The sequence below is a fragment of the Chryseobacterium sp. MA9 genome, assembly GCF_024399315.1.
GTDB lineage: Bacteria > Bacteroidota > Bacteroidia > Flavobacteriales > Weeksellaceae > Chryseobacterium.
In genome coordinates this window covers 4930427-4946334 of the sequence record NZ_CP075170.1, presented here as the reverse complement: position 1 = coordinate 4946334, position 15908 = coordinate 4930427, and the positions used below count along the sequence as shown (strand labels likewise).

Sequence of the window (15908 nt, the reverse complement as noted above, 5' to 3'; positions counted from 1 at the left end):
TCAAAAAAATGTAGAGTTTTCTTATTGAAAACATAAGGAATAAGATACCAAGTCAAAAAATCAAAATTAAAATGTATTGGTGAAATATCAACTGTCGTAAATCATATTCAACATCAATAATTTATGCGTAAATTTATTTACTGAAAAGTTGATATTATGGATGATTTTATAGCAGCACGCGCTCAGATGGCACTCTCTCTGGGCTTTCATATCATATTCTCCTGTGTGGGTATGGTGATGCCTTTTCTGATGGCTTTTGCCCATTGGAAATACCTAAAAACCAATAATGAAATATATAAAGGATTAACCAAAGCATGGAGCAAAGGAGTAGCTATCCTTTTTGCTACAGGAGCTGTTTCTGGAACAATGCTTTCTTTTGAGCTGGGGCTTTTATGGCCTGGTTTTATGAAGCATGCCGGTCCTATTTTCGGAATGCCGTTTTCACTTGAGGGAACAGCCTTTTTCATCGAAGCTATTGCTATCGGCTTCTTTTTATATGGTTGGGAAAGATTTAATAAATGGTTTCACTGGTTTTGTGGATTTCTGGTTGGGGTAAGTGGACTGGCTTCCGGAATTCTGGTAGTAGCAGCTAACTCATGGATGAATTCTCCAACAGGTTTTGATTATATCAATGGACAGTATATTAATATAGATCCCATCAAAGCGATGTTCAATGATGCGTGGTTTCCGCAGGCTCTTCACATGACGGTTGCTGCATTTTGTGCGACAGGATTTGCTGTAGCCGGAGTTCATGCCTTTATGATCATGCGGAAAAGAAATATTGAATTTCATACCAAAGCTTTTAGAATTGCGGTAGGTTTTGCCCTTATCGGAGCATTCGGAGCACCTTTAAGTGGTGATATTGCGGCAAAATCGGTAGCAGAACGACAGCCTATTAAACTGGCTGCTATGGAAGCTCATTTTGAAACTGAAAAAGGAGCCTCATTTATCATCGGAGGAATTCCTGATGAAGAAAAAGAAGAAGTGAAATATGCTGTGAAAATCCCAAAGGTTTTAAGTTTTCTGGTGAGTAATGATTTCAATGCTGAAGTAAAGGGTCTTAAAGATTTTCCGAGAGATGAATGGCCACCAATTGCAGTTGTTCATTATGCTTTTCAGATTATGATCTTTTTCGGGGTGGTAATAATTGGTATTGGAATCGTTTATTTATATTCTTTTTTCTTCAGAAAGGAATGGCTGAGTAAAAACTGGCTGTTAAAGACCTTCTTAATAGCAACCCCTTTTGGATATATTGCTCTGGAAGCAGGATGGACAGTAACAGAAGTGGGAAGACAGCCATGGATCATTTATGGAGTAATGAGAACAATAGATGCGGTAACACCTATGCCTGGAATACAGTATTCATTCTATTTTTTTACTGCTATTTTCATATCATTATCATTAATTCTTGTTTTCCTTTTAAAGAGACAGATCCAAATGGTACCAAAACTTTACGATCCTACCGACCCTCAGTTTAACGATAAAAACAAAAAATCATGATCTACGTTGTTATAGGTTTTCTCTGGCTTTCCATCTGTCTTTATATTATTCTGGGAGGGGCAGATTTCGGAGCTGGTATTGTGGAACTTTTTACTAATAAAAAAGCCAGACATAAGACCCATGAAATTATGTATGAGTCTATTGCTCCTGTATGGGAAGCCAATCATATGTGGCTGATTATTGCCATTGTAATTCTCTTCGTAGGATTTCCCGAAATCTATACCACCATGTCTACCTATCTTCACATTCCTTTGGTATTGATGCTTGTAGGTATTATTGCAAGAGGAACAGCATTTACCTTCAGACACTATGATGCTGTGAAAGATAACTGGCAGGTTTTATATACTCAGATTTTCTATTACGCAAGTCTTTTAACGCCTTTCTTTTTAGGATTAATAGCTGCTGCAACGGTTTCCCACTCTATAAACCCTGATGCGGTAAGTTTTGTGGATTTATATATTTTTAGCTGGCTGAACTGGTTTGGGGTTTCTGTAGGTTTATTCACCGTTGCATTGTGTGCATATCTTGCTTCTATCTTTTCATTAAGAGAAACCCGTGATAAAGTGGACCTTTTACTGATGATCAGAAAGTCTAAGCAGACAATGATCTTTGTGGTGATTACAGGAATATTGGTGTTTGTGACCGCGTATATTTCAGATATTCCTCTTTTGATGTGGGTATTTTCTAAGCCTTTAGGTATTATGGCTATTGCCTTTGCAACTATTGCCTTATTGCTTATTTTAAGAGCACTGAACCGTCAAAAACTTCTTCCTGTACGTGCATTGGCAGGATTTCAGATGGTCATGATTTTAGTGGCCGCAACTTATCAGCATAATCCTAATATTATTTTATTAGGAAACGGGCAGCATCTTTCATTACTGGAACATATGGCTCCCGAAAAAACCATTGCAGCATTGGGTTGGGCTTTGATGCTTGGATCCTTATTTATTCTTCCGTTCTTATTTTATCTGATGGCTTCGTTCAGCAAACTGAGAAAATAGGTAAAATATGCAGACTTATAAGGATAAAACAGAGCTTATTGAGGAGCTCAAGAAAAGATACCTGTTGTATGATCAGGAGTTTAATGATATAAAAAAAGAGGAAAAGAATCTTCTGCAACCAGGAATTGACAAAACTCCATCACAAAATATTTCCTATCAATTGGGCTGGACACATCTGCTTTTACAATGGGAGTCTGACGAAAGCAAAGGAATTGAAGTGAAAACTCCTACTCCTGATTATAAATGGAATAATTTAAAAGGACTATACCAATCTTTTTATGATCAATATGGTTCTCATAGTTTACAACAACAAAGAAAACTTCTGCGAAATCAGGTTAATGAAATTATTGACTGGATAGAAAGCCTTGATGATGACACATTATTCGTTCCCGGACAGAGAAAATGGGCAACTACACCCGCCCAGTGGCCGGTTTGGAAATGGATTCATATTAATACCGTGGCTCCCTTTAAAAATTTCAGGACACAGCTTCGGAAATGGAAAAAAGAAAAAGGTACAGAATAACTCTGTACCTTTTATATTTATATTTTCTGAGAAACCTTAAGCTAATTTCATCAAAAGATTTTCATCAATTTTCTCTACTTTCACAATATTGTTCTTTGTCAAAGTTTTGGAAGCTTTATCCCATTTTTTACCGGATAACTGGCTTCTTTCTTTTACTTCAGCTAGAGACATTGCTTCTTCCTGAGAATTAAGGATTTCAAGGATTACCTTTTCATCTTCTCCCAATTCAATTTGTGGAACCGCTTTTTCAGGTCTCATCTGAGGGAAAAATAGTACCTCCTGGATGGATGCATTATTCGTTAAGAACATGATTAATCTGTCCATACCGATTCCTAACCCTGAAGTTGGCGGCATACCATATTCCAATGCTCTTAAGAAGTCCTGATCGATGAACATTGCTTCATCATCTCCTCTTTCAGACAAAGTCATTTGTGCTTCAAAACGCTCTCTCTGATCAATAGGATCATTAAGCTCTGAATAAGCATTTGCGATTTCTTTACCGCATACCATTAATTCAAAACGCTCTGTTAAACCTTCTTTGCTTCTGTGTTTCTTTGTCAGTGGAGACATTTCAATCGGATAATCTGTAATGAAAGTCGGCTGAATGAAATTTCCTTCACATTTCTCACCGAAGATCTCATCGATTAATTTTCCTTTACCCATCGTCTCATTCACCTCAATACCGATAGATTTGGCAAAATCATATAATTCTTTCTCCGTTTTTCCTGTGATATCGAATCCTGTAAATTTCAGGATCGCTTCTGTCATGGAAACTCTTGGATAAGGAGCTTTCCAATTGATTGTATGCTCACCAAAAGTAGATTCTGAATTTCCATTAACCTGAGTGGCACAGAATTCTAATAATTTCTCAGTGAAATCCATCATCCAGTTGTAATCTTTGTAAGCTACATAGATTTCCATAGCGGTAAACTCAGGATTATGCGTTCTGTCCATCCCTTCATTTCTGAAGTTTTTAGAGAACTCATATACTCCGTCAAAACCGCCTACGATTAATCTTTTCAGATACAATTCGTTGGCAATTCTTAAATATAATGGAATATCCAATGCATTGTGATGCGTAATGAACGGTTTTGCTGCAGCACCACCAGGGATTGACTGTAAGATTGGAGTTTCTACTTCAAAATATCCTGCATCGTTGAAGAATGTTCTCATGGCATTGAACAATTTTGTTCTCTTTACGAAAATTTCTTTAACCTGTGGATTTACCGTTAAATCTACATAACGTTGTCTGTATCTTAATTCCGGATCTGTAAAGCCGTCGTGTACAACACCGTTTTCATCGGTTTTAGCCTGAGGAAGAGGACGTAAAGCCTTTGTAAGAAGTGTAAAGTTCTTTACTAAAACGGTCATCTCTCCTACCTGAGTTGTAAACAATTCTCCTTCGATACCGATAATATCACCGATATCCAAAAGGTGTTTATATACTTCATTATATAGTTCTTTATCTTCACCCGGACAGATCTCGTCTCTGTTGAAGTAAACCTGGATTTTTCCTTTAGAATCCTGCAATTCTGCGAAAGAAGCCTTTCCCTGAATTCTGCGGGACATCAATCTACCAGCGATCTTTACCTGTTTACTTTCAGAAAAGTCCTGTTTTATAGATTCTGTAGTATCTGTAATGGTATACTCATCCGCAGGGAACGCATTAATTCCCATTTCAGTAAGCTTATTCAGCTTTTCTCTTCTAATGATTTCTTGTTCTGATAATTGCATTTCTTATTTTTCTAAAAGCGTACAAATTTAGGCATTTTTGAGTTGACCGTCAATTGATTTTTTCAGAAATTTTAAAATGTGAAGAGGAATGATGTTGAGATGCAGGAAACGGGGTATTGAAATTCGGGATAATGTCAATAGTGAGTTTTGATGGAAACTAGCAACCGGCAACTTTAAACCCTAAACAAACCACGTTCTCCTCTCCTTCTGAGGAATAAACGTCCATGCCAGCATTCTGCTTACTTTTTGTCCCTGAGCCATATCAATGGTTTTCACCTCTATTGCTTTTACTTTCTTTAAAAGATGAGTCAGTTTATTGAGATTATCTTTTTTGGAAACCAGGCAGGTAAACCAAAGAACCTGTGATGAAAATAATGCACTTTCATTAATCATCTTAGTGATAAAAGCCAGTTCGCCTCCTTCACACCAAAGTTCCGACTGTTGGCCGCCAAAATTAAGCAAAGGCTGCTTGGATTTTGATATTTTAAGATTTTTTGTTTTTCTGATATTCCCTTTTATTGCAGCTTCTTCAGAATCATGAAAAGGAGGATTGCACATGGTAAAAGTAAATCTGTCTTCAGGGCCAATGATATTTTTAAAAATATGATCAGCATCGGGCTGGCTTTTCAACTGAATGGCAGATGAAAGATCCAGATTTTGATCTAAAATATGCCGGGCATTAGTCAAAGAATCCTGATTAATATCTGTTCCCAACATGGTCCAGCCATAAGATTTGTGACTGATTAAAGGATAAACAAGATTGGCTCCTGTTCCTATATCCATGCCTTTTACAGAATTTCCTGCCGGAATTTTATCAAGCTGTCCGGCTAAAAGATCGGCAATATAATGCACATAATCTGCACGTCCGGGAATGGGAGGACAAAGGTTTGTGTCCGGAATATCCCAGCCTTTAATATGGTAAAAATGTAAGAGTAGGGCTTTGTTGAGCAGTTTTACCGCTTTTGGAATGCTGAAATTAATGGTTACCGTCTGATAAGCATTCATGAAAACATAGTGTTTCAGTTCCGGCACACAAGAAATAAGCTGATCAAAATCATAGGGATTGCGATGCAGATTTCTTGTGTGCAGACTGGATTTTTCAGCAGACATATTTTATTTCTTCTGACTTAAAATATATTCCACCATTTTTTTGGCATCTTCTTTAGATACCTGTGGATGGGCAGCCATAGGCACACTTCCCCATACTCCACTTCCGCCTTCTATAATTTTGGAAGCCAGCAATTCTGTATCCTTTTCAGAGTACTTCCCTGCAATTTCCTTATAAGAAGGTCCTATCATTCTCTCATTCACAGAGTGACATCCTGAGCAATCCAATGTTTCCATGATCTGGTCACCTGAAAGATTAGATTTAGCTGGTTCTGAAACAGCTGCTGTCTCAGAAGAAGGAGCCACTTCTGCTGTATTTTCTTTTTTAGAACAGGAAATGATCAGAAGACCGAGTGTTCCTGCCAAAAGTATTTTTTTCATTATTTCTTCGCTGTAGAATCTGTTTTAGCAGCTTCAGGAGCAGTTGTAGCCGGAGTTGCAGCAGCAGGAGCAGCAGTTTTAGCCGTAGAATCTACAACAGTCGTTGCTTCTGGCTCTTCCATCATAGTGTTGCTATCCTGTAAAGAGTGATCTGGCTTTTTTTTGCAGCTTGCTAATAATAAACCTCCGATAAATGCGATTGCTAATACTTTTTTCATTTTTTTCTAATTTGGAAGCAAAAATATAAAAAATAAAGTTTTAAACTTATGACAAATGTTTTCTTTGATAAATATTTTTTAAGGGCTGAATTGTAATCAGATCAACAAAAAAATAATTCAAACACTAGGGAAATTTAAACCAGCTTGTTATTTTTGTATTACGGATGATCCGAATCAAAAATCAATCTATTAATTGAAAAGTTTATGACTAAAAAAAATTTAATGGGTACAGCCTTCTTTGCTGTAGTCTCTTCCCTGCTCTTTTCCTGTGATAATTCATCGAACGAGCCACAATCAGAATATTCTGATAAAATTGAATCGGTAACGCTTTTAAAAACGACAAAGTCTTGGGATGGAACCGTGTATCCGGCTTATCCCACAACACAGCCAGAAATATCGGTTCTGAAAATCGCTGTTCCTCCCAACAAAGCTCTGGACTGGCATAAACATCCCGTCATAAATGCAGCTTATGTAGAAAAAGGAGAAATCCAGATCGAAAGAAAAGAAGATGGCAAAACACAGTGGGTAAGAAAAGGCCAGGCTCTTCCTGAAATGGTCAACATTGCTCACAGAGGAAAAACCGGAGATAAAGGAGCAACCCTGATTGTTTTCTACAGCGGAACTCCTGATATTCCTCTTTCGGAACCGGTACATTAAATGATATACTTAACGTTCTGCCCGCAAGATCACTGAGTTAAAATCTTTGCGGGTATGGCGTTGAATTTAATGTAAATCAGCTTATCTATTTATCTTATTCTTGAACATGTAAATAAACATTGTTACTTTTATATTTTTTTGATAAGTTTAATCAGATTTTATATTAAAAGATAATCCGGTTATGGTTTTAATTTCAAAAATTCTGTTTTTCACCAGCCATCATGGTTTTTACACGGTGGTCCTGCTGTTTGTGTTCTTTGGACTACTTTCCTATCTGACTAAAAAAGCGTGGTTTCTGATTCCGATTATTCCTCTGGCTATATTAAATGGGTTTGGAGGGCAGTTTTTAAATGCATGGTTTTTAAATAAATACGGAGTGGAAAGTACCGCTATTATCACGTCTGATGTAGAAACCAATTCTACCCTGAACGACATGTATATCCACGATTATGAGGCTATTGTAAAGAAACAGGACGGGAAATACACTACTACTTTTTTCTCCACCACTTCTGCAACGATCTATCCTATCAGCAATTCAATCAGGATACCCGATGATAAGGATATTCCTGTAAAATACATTCCCGGATATGAAAAGAATATAGTCATCCTTTATGATCAGTCCAGAGAAGGAAAAATTTTATTACAATACGAAAAGCTAGCCCCCGTCAATTCTGCAAAAACAAAGTATGAGGCAGATAAAACGAATAAGGATTTTATTGAGGAATATATTTCTGCTATGGAAGAATATCTAAAATATTATGATGATGAAACTTATAAAGAGAAAATCAAAGAATTGCAACTTGAGCTTAAGCAGCTTAAATAGGAGATTCGGATATTTTTTTTAAAAATTTTTAATATTTTTTAGTTTTTGTATTAAAAAAAAATTCTAAATTTGTCCCATGTTTAAAATGAGCAACAATATTTGGTGGTGGCTTTCAAACTCTTCGTCGGGTCTGAAGGTATTGTCATGTTGCTAATCATACAACAGAAATAATCAAAAAACAATATATAGGCTTTGACGGATACCGTTGAAGCCTTTTTTTGTTCCCTAACCTTACAAATAAAAAAACAAAAATGTTTACTGACACAATTAAAATAAAAACTGTTTCGAAAAAAACATTGGGAGACCTTCATACTCCCATGAATATTTACCTTAAGATCAGGGATAAATTCCGTGATACCATTCTTTTGGAAAGCTCGGATTCAAAAAGTATTGATAATAACTTTTCCTTCATTGCGGTGAATGCCATCGCGGGAATTGAAGTGAAAAACCTCAATGAATATGAAATCAAGCTTCCTGCTTCTGCTCCCGTAAAGCAATTGATGATGGAACGTAATATCACGGATATATTTGAAGAATTCAGGAAAATTTTTAAATGTGAAGAAACCAACGATCCAATAGAACAAACAGCTCAGAGCCTTTTTGGCTACACAAGCTTTGAAGCGGTACAGTTTTTCGAAAATATCAATCTTAAAGCGCAAAGCAAGGAAGTTGAAATCCCTATTCTGAGATACAGATTATACCAATATGTGATCGCAATCAACCATTTCAACGATGAAATGTATATTATTGAAAACTCTATTGACGGGATAAAATCTGAGTTTCATCTGTTGGAAAATCTTATTAAAAACCAGAATACTCCGGTATACCCTTTTGAAAAAACAAGCAAGGAAACGTCCAATATTACTGATGAAGACTATATTGAACTGGTAAAAACAGCCCAAAAGCACTGCATGCGCGGAGATGTTTTCCAGCTGGTTCTAAGCAGAAGATTTGAACAGAAATTCAAAGGTGATGAATTCAATGTATATCGTGCTTTAAGAAATATCAACCCTTCTCCTTATCTATTCTATTTTGATTACGGAAATTACAAATTATTCGGATCAAGCCCTGAAAGTCAATTAATTATAAAAGACAATAAAGCAATCATCCATCCGATTGCCGGAACTTCCAAAAGAACAGGGAACTTTGAAGCTGACCTTGAAGCTATTGAAGTTTTAAAAGCTGATCCAAAAGAGAATGCAGAGCATACCATGCTGGTTGATCTTGCAAGAAATGATCTTGGAAAGCTCGGAAAAAATGTAACGGTTACCAAACTTAAAGAAATCCAGCTGTTCTCTCACGTTATCCATATGGTAAGTGAAGTGACAGCGGATGTTGAAGATAATATTAATCCTCTTGAAATGGTTTCCGCTACTTTCCCTCAGGGAACATTGAGTGGTGCTCCAAAACATAGAGCTCTTCAGCTGATTAACCAATATGAAAAAGATTCCCGCGGATATTATGGCGGTTGTATAGGAATTATCGGATTGAATGGAACCTGTAATCAAGCCATTATGATCAGAACATTCTTAAGCAAAAACAATACATTATTTTATCAGGCTGGTGCGGGTATTGTGGCAAAATCAGTTCCGGAAAATGAACTGCAGGAAGTCAATAACAAGCTGAATGCCCTTAAAAAAGCAGTTGAAAAAGCAGAAAAAATAGTTGAAAAATAAAATAATCCCTAGCAACTAGCAAAAAAACAACCAGCAACAACCTAACAAAAAAAGAAATGAACAACGATATAAACACTCAGCAACTACCGCTTAAAGTTCTCGTTTTTGACAACTATGACAGTTTCACTTATAACCTCGTCCAGATTATTGAAAGAATTCTGAATCAAAGAGTGGATGTAGTAAGAAATGATGAAATTACCCTGGAAGAGATTGGAAAGTATGACAAGATCATCCTCTCTCCAGGGCCCGGAATTCCTGAAGAAGCAGGTATTTTATTAGACCTTATTAAAGAATATGCCCCTACGAAAAGTATTCTCGGAGTATGTCTCGGACAACAAGCTATAGCTGAAGCTTTTGGAGGAAATCTTATCAACCTGACTGAAATCTTCCACGGAGTAGCAACAACTACTGAACTGGTAAAAGAAAATACGAAACTATTCAAAGATCTAAGCTCAGGACTGGAAGTGGGCAGATACCACAGCTGGGCAGTAAATCCCGAAGGTTTCCCGGAAGAGCTGGAAATCACAGCTGTAGACAAAGACGGAATGATCATGGCTTTACAGCACAAAACCTATGATGTACACGGAGTACAGTTTCACCCTGAAAGTATTTTAACACCTGAAGGAGAAGTAATCATTAAAAACTTTCTATTGTCATGAAAACCTTAGAAATCCCTTCAACAACAATAAAAACACCACAAATGAAAGAAATACTGCAATACCTGTTCAATCATAATACGCTTTCAAAATCAGAAGCTAAAGCTACCATGATTGAGATTGCACAGAATAAGTTCAATACTGCAGAGGTTACAGCCTTTATCAGTGTTTTTCTGATGAGAAATATTACCCTGAAGGAAGTGGAAGGCTTCAGAGAAGCTCTGCTTCAGATGGCTGTTCCTGCAGACATAGATGCAAGTAATGCCATTGACATTGTGGGAACGGGAGGTGACGGAAAAGATACCATCAATATATCAACATTAGCCAGCTTTGTGGTGGCCGGAGCCGGACAGAAGGTAACCAAACATGGAAATTATGGAGCTTCCACTACTACCGGTTCATCTAATGTGCTGGAAGAACTGGGATATCAGTTCAAAAACAATTCAGAACAATTGAATGAAGATCTTGAAAGAGCGAATATCTGCTTTTTACATGCTCCTTATTTTCATCCTGCACTGCAATCGGTTGGATTATTGAGAAAGTCTTTGGGATTAAGAACATTTTTTAATCTTTTGGGGCCATTGGTTAATCCTGCAAAACCAAAGTATTCAATGATTGGAGTATACAACCTGGAAATTGCAAGAATTTACCAGTATCTCCTGCAAAAAGAAGAGCGTGAGTTTATCCTGGTACATGGCCTTGACGGATATGATGAAATAAGTCTTACCGACGACAGTAAAATCATTACAAAAAATGGGGAAGAAATCTATTCTGCAGAAGATTTAGGCTTCAATCCGGTAACGCTGGAAGATATTAAGGCTGGAAGTTCTATTCAGGAAACAGCAAAAATATTTATGAATATTCTGGAAGGAAAAGGTACAGAACAGCAAAATTCTGTGATTTTAGCTAATGCTTCAGTAGCTCTTTACAACACTCACCAATTTGGAACGTATGACAACTGTCTTCTTTTAGCTCAGGAAAGTCTTCAGGGGGGAAAAGCGTTAAACAGTTTTAACCTTTTGATTAATTAAAATTCATCATTCACTTGCGAAGCAAAATTCACCATTGACTAAATTTTAAACACAAAAAATGACTATACTGGATAAAATTATTGAACGAAAAAAAGAAGAAATTGCGGTCGCAAAATCAAGCATTTCTGTCAACAAATTAAAAGACACTGATTTTTTTGGACGAAAAACCTATTCACTGAAAGAATCCATCAAAAATAAAAATGGAATCATTGCTGAATTTAAAAGACAGTCTCCTTCCAAAGGGATTATCAACAATAATGTTCAACCCTTAGATGTGGTCTCTGCTTACGAAAGTTTTGGAGCCAGCGGAATTTCTATCCTGACTGATCACGATTTTTTTGGAGGAAATTTAAATGATATTATAAGCGTAAGAAATGATATTAAAATTCCGATCCTGCGAAAAGATTTCATGATTGATGAATACCAGTTCTATGAAGCCAAAAGTATTGGGGCTGATGTCATTTTACTGATAGCGTCCTGCCTTTCACCTGTCCAGGTAGAAGAATTTACAGCACTTGCCCATGAACTGAAGATGGAAGTTTTACTGGAAATCCATACGGAAGATGAGCTGAAACATTGTAATTCAAAAGTGGATCTTGTAGGGATCAACAACAGAAACCTTAAGGATTTCAAAGTGGATCTGCAGCACTCTGTCCAGTTGAAAAACCTGCTTCCAAAAGAAGTTCTATCAGTCGCGGAAAGTGGTATTTACAACCTTGAAGATTTTCAATTTTTAAAAGAAAAAGGATTTGATGGTTTTCTGATGGGAGAATATTTCATGAAAAATACGAATCCGGCTAAAGCATTTGAAAATTTCTCAGTAGAAATTTAATCTATAAATAATACCTGATTATGAACCTGCAACCCTCCAGTACTCCTAAACTCAAAGTATGCGGTCTAACGAAATTAAACCAGATTCAAGAGCTGATGGCTATGAATGTAGATTTCCTTGGGTTTATCTTCTATGAAAAATCACCGAGATATGTTTTGAATCATCTGAGCCTGGAAGAGATCTCAGCTATAGATCATCAGGGGAAAACAGGAGTTTTCGTAAATGAAGAAACAGACATTATTCTACGGATTGTTCAAAAAGCAGGATTAAATTTTGTCCAGCTTCATGGCGATGAAAGTGATAGTTTCATTATTGAATTAAGACAAAAACTGGATCCTGAAGTTGGGATTATTAAAGTAATAAGAATAGGAAATAATGATTCGGAAACCAAAAATAAAATAACACAAGCATTTAGCCTTCCACTCGCAATCTGCACCCTACAGCCTATCACCTATTACCTGTTTGATACAGACAGTAAAGCATTCGGTGGAACGGGAAGGCAGTTTGACTGGAATATTCTGAATGAATTTAAGATTCCTCTGCCCTACTTTTTAAGTGGTGGTATTTCAGAAGAAAACATCGGGAATATCAAAGTTTTGCAGCAGCAGCCTTTTGTTTTAGATATCAATTCAAAATTTGAAACAGAACCCGGAAATAAGAATGTTAACCGCATAAAAAGGTTTAAAAGCCTATATCAGTAAAAGATACCACAACTAAAAAAACACAATGATGAACATACATTTGCTAAAAAAGACATTTTATAAAACCTTATTTCCCCCTAAATTCGGGAATGAAAAAATACAGTCCCTGTACCATTTTGTTGCCCAGAATGATGGCAATATAGAGCATTGGGAAGTTGGCGGGCTATTGTCTGAGTTCATTGATATTATTAAAGATTTTCAGGAAAGTGATATCCAGTATTTTTTTGAAAGAATCAGTCTATGGAACAGCTACTATCTTGTTGTTATTTCCGATAAGTTTCTGGAAAACCATGTAAGATCAGTTATCAAATATGACTTAGGATTGATTTATGCTAAAATATTCCTGCTGTACGAAGACTCTGATTCTTATTATCTGATTGACAACCTGGAAATTGCAATTACCATGTACCAATCCAAAATAGATAAAGCAACTTTAATTGATTTAATGCATAAAATAGAATTATTACATTATAAAAAACTGATTACCAAACAGCAACACGATTATCACCTTACATTTATTAATAGTTTAAACCCATGAAATATCAGATAAAAGAAACTAAGGATTTAACGGAAAAAGAGATAGAACATATCTTGCAGCTTTGGGATATCTCTGCCTGGAATACCATGAAGTCTGCCTATTTCCGGAATTTTTTCAAAGATTCAGAATTTCATTTTATGCTGGATACAGATGAAAATATATTGGCATTGATTCGCGTAAATTTTGATTTTACGTTAAAAATTGCAGAAACTAACTACTCTTTTGCAGAAGCTGTAGGACTTGTTTCCACCCATAAAAAGAAGGGTTATGGAGCTGCTTTGATCCATAATTTCAAAGAAAATGCAATCCGGAGAAATAAAGATACTATTGGATTTTGCCATTCGGATCTCCGCCCTTTCTATGAAAAATGTACGGTCGAAATTCTTCACGACAAAGCCAAAATGATCAAAGAAAGTATCGGCTCGGAATGGGTAAATTCTGAAGATGATGATATTTTGATTTTTAATGCTTCGCAGGAAACAAAAGAATTGCTCAATCAGCTAAGCTCGCAGAATAATGCTTATTTAATTACTAAAGAATAAAAAAATGAATTATAAAAACCCCGATGAAAACGGATATTATGGAGAGTTTGGAGGAGCTTTTATCCCCGAAATGCTCTATCCTAATGTAGAAGAATTACAAAAAAACTATCTTGAAATAATAGAATCTGAAGATTTTCAGGCTGAGTATCAGGATTTGCTGAAAAATTATGTAGGCCGTGCCACACCGTTATATTTTGCTAAAAACCTAAGTCAGAAATATCTGGCTCAGATTTATTTAAAACGTGAAGACCTCAACCATACCGGAGCTCATAAGATCAATAATGCTCTGGGACAGGTCCTATTGGCAAAACGCCTTGGAAAAACCAGAATTATTGCCGAAACCGGAGCCGGACAGCATGGTGTTGCCACCGCTACAGCGTGTGCTTTGCTTGGTTTGGAATGCATCGTATATATGGGAGAAATTGATATCCAGAGACAAGCCCCGAATGTTGCAAGAATGAAAATGCTGGGTGCAGAAGTTGTACCAGCCACTTCAGGATCCAAAACCCTTAAGGATGCCGTGAATGAAGCATTAAGAGACTGGATCAACAATCCTCTGACTACTCATTATGTCATCGGAAGTGTGGTAGGACCTCATCCTTTCCCGGATCTTGTAGCGAGATTTCAGAGCATCATTTCAAAAGAGATTAAAGAACAGCTTAAGGAAAAGATTGGTAGAGAAAACCCTGATTATGTGATTGCCTGTGTAGGCGGTGGAAGCAATGCAGCAGGAACTTTCTATCATTTTGTAGAAGAAAAAGAAGTGAAAATCATTGCTGCTGAAGCCGGTGGTCTGGGAATAGATTCCGGAAAATCCGCAGCTACTACATTTTTAGGAACTCTTGGTGTACTTCACGGAAGCAAAAGTCTTGTAATGCAGACGGAAGACGGCCAGGTTATAGAACCCCACTCTATCTCTGCAGGACTGGATTATCCGGGAATTGGGCCTTTTCATGCCCATTTATTTAAAGAACAAAGGGCAGAATTCTTTAGCATTAATGATGATGAAGCCTTAAAATGTGCTTTTGAACTGACCAAACTGGAAGGCATTATTCCGGCATTGGAAAGTTCTCACGCTCTGGCGGTTTTGGACAAGAAGAAATTTGGAGAAAATGATGTTATTGTTATTTGCCTGAGCGGCCGTGGAGATAAGGATATGGAAACGTATCTGAAGAATTTGTAAAATGTAAAAAGTATTTATGTAAAATGACTTTAACATATGAAATCTTATCATCAATACAATAAAAAAATGAAAAAACTAAATATATATTTCACAGCAGGGATTCCGCAATTGGAAGATACCGCTGAGATTATACGACTGATCCAGGATTCCGGAGCAGATATGATCGAAATCGGAATGCCTTATTCTGATCCCGTAGCAGACGGACCAGTAATTCAAAAAGCTCACGAACTGGCATTACAAAATGGAATGACCATTGAAAAACTGTTATCCCAATTAAAAGCCATCAAAAATGAGATCAGAATTCCGGTTATTCTGATGGGCTATATCAACCCTGTATTGAGTTTTGGGTTTGAAAAATTCTGTGCAGCATGTTCTGAAAGCGGTGTTTCAGGATTGATTCTTCCAGACCTTCCTCCAATTGAGTTTGAGAAAAATTATCAATCTATCTTAAAGCAGTATCATCTTAATTTCACATTTCTGGTAACTCCTGAAACTTCTGATGAAAGGATGGTGTATCTGGACTCTTTAAGTTCAGGTTTTCTGTATGCAGTAAGCTCTTCCTCTACAACGGGGAATGAAAATGCGGTTTTAAAAAATGAGTACTACCTTTCCAGGGTAGCATCTCTCCCGCTTAAAAATCCTGTGATGATCGGATTCGGAATTAAATCGAAAGAGGATTTTGAAAATGTAACGGAAAAAGCGGATGGTGGTATCATAGGAACAGCCTTTGTGAACATATTGCTTCAGGATAAAGACTGGAAGAAAAGTGCTATAGATTTTATCCATTCCATCAAAGCCTAAAATT

18 protein-coding genes are annotated in these 15908 nt (G+C 36.7%); 14 read left to right on the top strand and 4 right to left on the bottom strand.

Going from position 1 to position 15908, the window contains the following annotated elements:
- The first annotated feature begins 156 nt into the window (after positions 1-156).
- Genes KIK00_RS22625 through KIK00_RS22615 form a run of 3 tightly spaced genes read left to right on the top strand, consistent with a single transcriptional unit; the run spans position 157 to position 3024 of the window.
- Complete coding sequence (locus KIK00_RS22625) at positions 157-1500, top strand: cytochrome ubiquinol oxidase subunit I (RefSeq protein WP_255814494.1); 1344 nt, start codon at positions 157-159, stop codon at positions 1498-1500.
- Positions 1497-2501: a cytochrome d ubiquinol oxidase subunit II gene (locus KIK00_RS22620; RefSeq protein WP_047376879.1), complete on the top strand. Its 1005-nt coding sequence runs from the start codon at positions 1497-1499 to the stop codon at positions 2499-2501. The genes KIK00_RS22625 and KIK00_RS22620 overlap by 4 nt, the downstream gene beginning before the upstream one ends.
- Before the next feature lie 7 nt (positions 2502-2508).
- The gene (locus tag KIK00_RS22615; RefSeq protein ID WP_255814493.1) at positions 2509-3024 is read left to right on the top strand and encodes a ClbS/DfsB family four-helix bundle protein; all 516 of its coding nucleotides are present in this window, start codon (positions 2509-2511) and stop codon (positions 3022-3024) included.
- Between the two features lie 36 nt (positions 3025-3060).
- Here the strand turns inward: KIK00_RS22615 and lysS are convergent, their stop codons facing one another.
- The 4 genes from lysS to KIK00_RS22595 all read right to left on the bottom strand — a co-directional run bounded on the left by lysS (position 3061) and on the right by KIK00_RS22595 (position 6464).
- The gene (gene lysS, locus KIK00_RS22610) at positions 3061-4758 is read right to left on the bottom strand and encodes a lysine--tRNA ligase (RefSeq protein WP_255814492.1); all 1698 of its coding nucleotides are present in this window, start codon (positions 4756-4758) and stop codon (positions 3061-3063) included.
- 180 nt (positions 4759-4938) lie between these two features.
- Positions 4939-5868: a 23S rRNA (adenine(1618)-N(6))-methyltransferase RlmF gene (gene rlmF, locus KIK00_RS22605; protein WP_255814491.1), complete on the bottom strand. Its 930-nt coding sequence runs from the start codon at positions 5866-5868 to the stop codon at positions 4939-4941.
- Positions 5869-5871: 3 nt separating this feature from the next.
- Positions 5872-6246: a c-type cytochrome gene (locus tag KIK00_RS22600; RefSeq protein ID WP_255814490.1), complete on the bottom strand. Its 375-nt coding sequence runs from the start codon at positions 6244-6246 to the stop codon at positions 5872-5874.
- On the bottom strand, positions 6246-6464 hold the full coding sequence (locus KIK00_RS22595) for a hypothetical protein (protein WP_149834829.1): 219 nt from the start codon (positions 6462-6464) through the stop codon (positions 6246-6248). Before KIK00_RS22595 ends, KIK00_RS22600 begins: the two co-directional genes overlap by 1 nt.
- A gap of 204 nt (positions 6465-6668) precedes the next feature.
- Between KIK00_RS22595 and KIK00_RS22590 the strand changes: the two genes are divergently transcribed.
- The 11 genes from KIK00_RS22590 to trpA all read left to right on the top strand — a co-directional run bounded on the left by KIK00_RS22590 (position 6669) and on the right by trpA (position 15904).
- Positions 6669-7121, top strand: a complete 453-nt coding sequence (locus tag KIK00_RS22590) for a cupin domain-containing protein (protein WP_255814489.1) — start codon at positions 6669-6671, stop codon at positions 7119-7121.
- Positions 7122-7302: 181 nt separating this feature from the next.
- Entirely contained in the window at positions 7303-7944 is a 642-nt protein-coding gene (locus KIK00_RS22585; RefSeq protein WP_255814488.1) for a hypothetical protein, read from the top strand.
- Positions 7945-8195: 251 nt separating this feature from the next.
- Positions 8196-9620 (top strand): anthranilate synthase component I family protein, encoded by a 1425-nt coding sequence (locus KIK00_RS22580; RefSeq protein ID WP_255814487.1) that lies wholly within the window; start codon positions 8196-8198, stop codon positions 9618-9620.
- A 56-nt stretch (positions 9621-9676) separates the two neighbouring features.
- Positions 9677-10279 carry an aminodeoxychorismate/anthranilate synthase component II gene (locus tag KIK00_RS22575; RefSeq protein WP_255814486.1) on the top strand — a complete coding sequence of 201 codons (603 nt, stop codon included), beginning with the start codon at positions 9677-9679 and terminating at the stop codon, positions 10277-10279.
- 41 nt (positions 10280-10320) lie between these two features.
- Positions 10321-11307: an anthranilate phosphoribosyltransferase gene (gene trpD / locus KIK00_RS22570; RefSeq protein ID WP_255816699.1), complete on the top strand. Its 987-nt coding sequence runs from the start codon at positions 10321-10323 to the stop codon at positions 11305-11307.
- Between the two features lie 58 nt (positions 11308-11365).
- Positions 11366-12139 (top strand): indole-3-glycerol phosphate synthase TrpC, encoded by a 774-nt coding sequence (gene trpC / locus KIK00_RS22565; RefSeq protein ID WP_255814485.1) that lies wholly within the window; start codon positions 11366-11368, stop codon positions 12137-12139.
- Positions 12140-12159: 20 nt separating this feature from the next.
- Positions 12160-12840 carry a phosphoribosylanthranilate isomerase gene (locus KIK00_RS22560; protein WP_255814484.1) on the top strand — a complete coding sequence of 227 codons (681 nt, stop codon included), beginning with the start codon at positions 12160-12162 and terminating at the stop codon, positions 12838-12840.
- Between the two features lie 25 nt (positions 12841-12865).
- Complete coding sequence (locus KIK00_RS22555; RefSeq protein ID WP_255814483.1) at positions 12866-13378, top strand: hypothetical protein; 513 nt, start codon at positions 12866-12868, stop codon at positions 13376-13378.
- Positions 13375-13920 (top strand): GNAT family N-acetyltransferase, encoded by a 546-nt coding sequence (locus tag KIK00_RS22550; protein WP_255814482.1) that lies wholly within the window; start codon positions 13375-13377, stop codon positions 13918-13920. The genes KIK00_RS22555 and KIK00_RS22550 overlap by 4 nt, the downstream gene beginning before the upstream one ends.
- A gap of 4 nt (positions 13921-13924) precedes the next feature.
- Positions 13925-15103: a tryptophan synthase subunit beta gene (trpB, locus tag KIK00_RS22545; RefSeq protein ID WP_255814481.1), complete on the top strand. Its 1179-nt coding sequence runs from the start codon at positions 13925-13927 to the stop codon at positions 15101-15103.
- 66 nt (positions 15104-15169) lie between these two features.
- Entirely contained in the window at positions 15170-15904 is a 735-nt protein-coding gene (gene trpA, locus KIK00_RS22540) for a tryptophan synthase subunit alpha (RefSeq protein ID WP_255814480.1), read from the top strand.
- The last annotated feature ends 4 nt before the right edge of the window (positions 15905-15908 follow it).

What these genes read in the sequence shown, in the direction of transcription:
- KIK00_RS22625 (WP_255814494.1), top strand. Translation starts at nt 157, where the DNA reads ATGGATGATTTTATAGCAGCACGCGCTCAGATGGCACTCTCTCTGGGC.
- KIK00_RS22620 (WP_047376879.1), top strand. Translation starts at nt 1,497, where the DNA reads ATGATCTACGTTGTTATAGGTTTTCTCTGGCTTTCCATCTGTCTTTAT.
- KIK00_RS22615 (WP_255814493.1), top strand. Translation starts at nt 2,509, where the DNA reads ATGCAGACTTATAAGGATAAAACAGAGCTTATTGAGGAGCTCAAGAAA.
- lysS (WP_255814492.1), bottom strand. Translation starts at nt 4,758, where the DNA reads ATGCAATTATCAGAACAAGAAATCATTAGAAGAGAAAAGCTGAATAAG.
- rlmF (WP_255814491.1), bottom strand. Translation starts at nt 5,868, where the DNA reads ATGTCTGCTGAAAAATCCAGTCTGCACACAAGAAATCTGCATCGCAAT.
- KIK00_RS22600 (WP_255814490.1), bottom strand. Translation starts at nt 6,246, where the DNA reads ATGAAAAAAATACTTTTGGCAGGAACACTCGGTCTTCTGATCATTTCC.
- KIK00_RS22595 (WP_149834829.1), bottom strand. Translation starts at nt 6,464, where the DNA reads ATGAAAAAAGTATTAGCAATCGCATTTATCGGAGGTTTATTATTAGCA.
- KIK00_RS22590 (WP_255814489.1), top strand. Translation starts at nt 6,669, where the DNA reads ATGACTAAAAAAAATTTAATGGGTACAGCCTTCTTTGCTGTAGTCTCT.
- KIK00_RS22585 (WP_255814488.1), top strand. Translation starts at nt 7,303, where the DNA reads ATGGTTTTAATTTCAAAAATTCTGTTTTTCACCAGCCATCATGGTTTT.
- KIK00_RS22580 (WP_255814487.1), top strand. Translation starts at nt 8,196, where the DNA reads ATGTTTACTGACACAATTAAAATAAAAACTGTTTCGAAAAAAACATTG.
- KIK00_RS22575 (WP_255814486.1), top strand. Translation starts at nt 9,677, where the DNA reads ATGAACAACGATATAAACACTCAGCAACTACCGCTTAAAGTTCTCGTT.
- trpD (WP_255816699.1), top strand. Translation starts at nt 10,321, where the DNA reads ATGAAAGAAATACTGCAATACCTGTTCAATCATAATACGCTTTCAAAA.
- trpC (WP_255814485.1), top strand. Translation starts at nt 11,366, where the DNA reads ATGACTATACTGGATAAAATTATTGAACGAAAAAAAGAAGAAATTGCG.
- KIK00_RS22560 (WP_255814484.1), top strand. Translation starts at nt 12,160, where the DNA reads ATGAACCTGCAACCCTCCAGTACTCCTAAACTCAAAGTATGCGGTCTA.
- KIK00_RS22555 (WP_255814483.1), top strand. Translation starts at nt 12,866, where the DNA reads ATGATGAACATACATTTGCTAAAAAAGACATTTTATAAAACCTTATTT.
- KIK00_RS22550 (WP_255814482.1), top strand. Translation starts at nt 13,375, where the DNA reads ATGAAATATCAGATAAAAGAAACTAAGGATTTAACGGAAAAAGAGATA.
- trpB (WP_255814481.1), top strand. Translation starts at nt 13,925, where the DNA reads ATGAATTATAAAAACCCCGATGAAAACGGATATTATGGAGAGTTTGGA.
- trpA (WP_255814480.1), top strand. Translation starts at nt 15,170, where the DNA reads ATGAAAAAACTAAATATATATTTCACAGCAGGGATTCCGCAATTGGAA.